Source organism: Chamaesiphon sp. OTE_8_metabat_110, assembly GCF_031382685.1.
Taxonomy (GTDB): Bacteria; Cyanobacteriota; Cyanobacteriia; order Cyanobacteriales; family Chamaesiphonaceae; genus Chamaesiphon.
This window is the reverse complement of record NZ_JANMZA010000426.1, coordinates 1-3350: the sequence shown is the minus strand read 5'-3', so window position 1 is coordinate 3350 and position 3350 is coordinate 1. Positions and strand designations below refer to the sequence as shown.

Annotated in this window: 2 protein-coding genes and 1 pseudogene; all 3 read right to left on the bottom strand. The window is 47.9% G+C overall.

Annotation, left to right across the window (positions count from 1 at the left end):
- Positions 1-766 (bottom strand): annotated as a pseudogene (locus RMO52_RS15685) (isovaleryl-CoA dehydrogenase); the annotation flags it as partial.
- Between the two features lie 192 nt (positions 767-958).
- Entirely contained in the window at positions 959-2458 is a 1500-nt protein-coding gene (locus RMO52_RS15680) for an NAD(P)/FAD-dependent oxidoreductase (RefSeq protein ID WP_310415940.1), read from the bottom strand.
- 220 nt (positions 2459-2678) lie between these two features.
- Positions 2679-3350: pyridoxal-phosphate dependent enzyme (locus RMO52_RS15675; RefSeq protein ID WP_310415937.1), on the bottom strand; the 672-nt coding region annotated here is incomplete at its 5' end.

The following is a 3350-nucleotide window of genomic DNA, read 5'->3' as shown; positions in this document are numbered from 1 at the left end:
GTTGGAGCGGAGCGGACATATTGCTCAAGCTAAATTGCACCACCAGCCCCAATACATCCTCTCGATCCATTGCCTGACGCAACAGCACGACTGTCGGCGAATCAGCACCTTCATACCCCCAGAAAAAATCTGGTGACGCTTTATCAACAGTAAACTGATGGACACTCGATCGCTGAAATTCACGATTCAGGCAGTGTTCGGGTAAGTGTTGAATATAGTTAAAATTTTGCCACCGCGCAGGTTGCAGCCCTGCCACCGGAGCCGACAACAAATTCGGCACTTCCTGAGAAGTCCCTTCTCTGCCAAAGGTCAGTTGACCGAGCATCACGGTTGTCGTCCAGTTAGAAGCCGGATCGACATCAAAAATCCGCGTCCGATTAAAAGTAGTCCCCAAATATTCGTTATGGTGTCCCCACAGATCGACACTGCGCCCCACGACAACGTCATCTAAATCGACCTGTCCTGCTTCCCGTTGGGCACTGACAATTTTAGCCTCGATCGCAAAATGACCGTTGCCACCAAAATCCCAACCTTTTGCCGTACTAAAAGCACCTGCTTCATCCCACTCCCCGCGATCGTTATACCGCGCTCCAGTGGATTGGAGGTATTCGTGATACTCAGAGAGCGGGCGGCTTAGATCGAAGGGCTGTCCCTTCATGTAAGCGGTATTGGTACTCAAATCGACCATCCCGTTTTGATGTCCGGTTGGGGCATGAATGCGAGCAAACCCTTGAAAGTGCAGACGCGGAAAATTTAATATACTCATATCACCGAGTGATTGTAAAAACGTCCTTAAAGATCGACTGATACCAAATCCGATTCACAAACCCTTCTTTTTCGATCGGAAACCTCGGCAGCCCTCACCCCGCAAGATCCTGGGCTTCTTGCTCCCCTCTCCCAAGCTTGGGAGAGGGGTTGGGGGTGAGGGCGAGGGTCTGCGGGATAACACTACTTCGTTCTAAGTCTTACAAGTGTCGATCGCACTTTCATGCCGTTCGATCGGTTGATGCGAGACAATCTGATGGATCGCTTCCAGTGACGACTCGATCGATCCTTGCAACCATGCCGGAAATCTAGAACAGTGTTCGCCAGCAAAGAAGAGGCGATTTAACGGTCTAGCAGCTTCTAAATACTTGAGCGCATGATTGAATTCATCAGATAAATCGCCACCCCAAGGAATCGTACAGCCCCCATTGCTCCACTGATAATTGCCCCAAGCCACGGTTGCGGCATCGACGATGACCCCAGGAGTATTTATTGCTGGGTGCATCTGACTGACATGATCCCGCACATAAAAACAGCGTTGGGGATCTGACATGACATCTAAGTGTTCTGTATCCTTCCCGATGGTGTAACTAGCTAGGAGTACGCTGCCGCGATCGGGGTTGGACTCGATCGATGGATAATAGATCTGATGGATACCTTCACCGCCCAGCGATGCACCACCACCGATCCCTTCTTGCTCCCAAAATGCTTCGGAACAGTGCAAGATCGTCTTAGTTGCCGGACAGTAAACAGTATTCTCGATCGATGCTAATTTCCGCTCGTCGAAGCCAGTTAGCTCCAGGTTTTTGAGAATGGAAAAGGGAATAGTACACAATACATAGTCACAATCGTGAGTTTGTAATTCCCCGTTTTCTAACCAAGAAACTTCGACCGCATCTGCCTGGGCATTTATGGCTACTACTGCTCGATCGCATTTAATTGGAGTTTTAATTGCTGTTACTAGCCGCTCGATCAGCCGATCCATCCCCCCTTCTAATTGCAATAAATCGTCGCTAGTCTCGACCAAGATATCGCCGAGAAATATACTGAGAGCTTTGCTACAATGAGCGCGAAAACTGGGATTATCTTTAATAAACTTGTGAAAGTTTACAGTATCCCCGTCCTCGCTGAAATATGGTTCGAGATCCAATCTATCTAGCTCCGCAATTAGATGCGATTCTAAATCTCGATCGAAACTATCCCGCAAATCGCTAGGGGCGATCGCATCGATAATAGTTTTTAGCCAAGCCGCAAAGTGCCGAGTTTTTTCGCGATACTGTGTTGCTAAAAATATGCCTTGATAGTATTGCTCGAAACTTTTAGAAGCATCTTTAATCCGAAAAATCTTACCCTGAATATTCATCAGAGCATTGTGCTCCTCGAATACGGTAATAAACTTACACAGCTTATCTGCCAATCCCAACTCGCGGACATAATGCAGCGTATGTTGGTGATCCTTGTGAATCCGCATCGCACCGAGTTCCCCGTACGGAGCATCAGCTCCAGACCCAAAGCGGTGCGTCCACACCCGACCGCCAATGCGGGAACTACCTTCGAGCAATTCGACCTGATGACCCAATTTTTCGAGTTCGTAAGCTGCGACCAAACCTGCAATTCCAGCACCAAGAATAGTTATTTTTTTGGGTTGCTGATTTGCAATTCGACAATCATCGAGAATCTTGTTAGTATTCATAAGACCTCCTGCTAAAGTAAAAGCACAATCATTTTTAATACTGTTTTGCTCTAAAAGTTTCCCTAATACCAAATCCGATCTACAAAGAATTCTTTTGCTAGCCAAGCCCTTTCGCCCTCACCCCGCCAGATCCTGCGGCTCTTGCTCCCCTCTCCCAAGCTTGGGAGAGGGGTTGGGGGTGAGGGCAAAATCTATGCTTTATACACCAATTCAGCAACGCCTAAAATTGAATACTATCGATCGCCGTTTGGACATCCTTATCCCCGCGTCCCGAACAGTTAATTACAATTTTGGGACTTCCTGATAATTGAGGACAAAGAGTTTCTAAATACGCGATCGCATGAGACGTTTCTAAAGCCGGAATAATGCCTTCTAACTGTGAAAGTTGTTGAAATGCCGCTAGAGCTTCCCCATCAGTCACGCTATAGTATTCAGCCCGCCCTAGATCCTTTAAATAACTGTGTTCGGGGCCGACACCTGGATAATCTAAACCAGCACTAATTGAATGAGCTTCAATAATTTGCCCTTCGTCATCTTGCAGCACGTAACTCATCGCGCCATGCAATACGCCGATTTTGCCAAAGGTAAGCGTCGCCGCATGTTGGTCTGTATCGAGTCCTTTACCAGCGGCTTCCACGCCAATTAAGCGCACACTTGGTTCGGTCAAAAATTCGTGGAATAATCCCACGGCATTCGAGCCACCACCGATACAAGCCAGCAGAATATCTGGTAATCCGCCCCATTTTTCGAGACACTGTGCGCGAGTTTCTTTGCCGATAATTGCTTGAAAATTGCGGACGATCGTCGGATAGGGATGAGGGCCAGCCGCAGAGCCTAAAATATAGTAGGTTGTCTCAACATTCGTCACCCAATCGCGAATCGCTTCCGAAGT

Coding starts and splice junctions, on each gene's coding strand:
- RMO52_RS15680 (WP_310415940.1), bottom strand. CDS start 2,458: ATGAATACTAACAAGATTCTCGATGATTGTCGAATTGCAAATCAGCAA.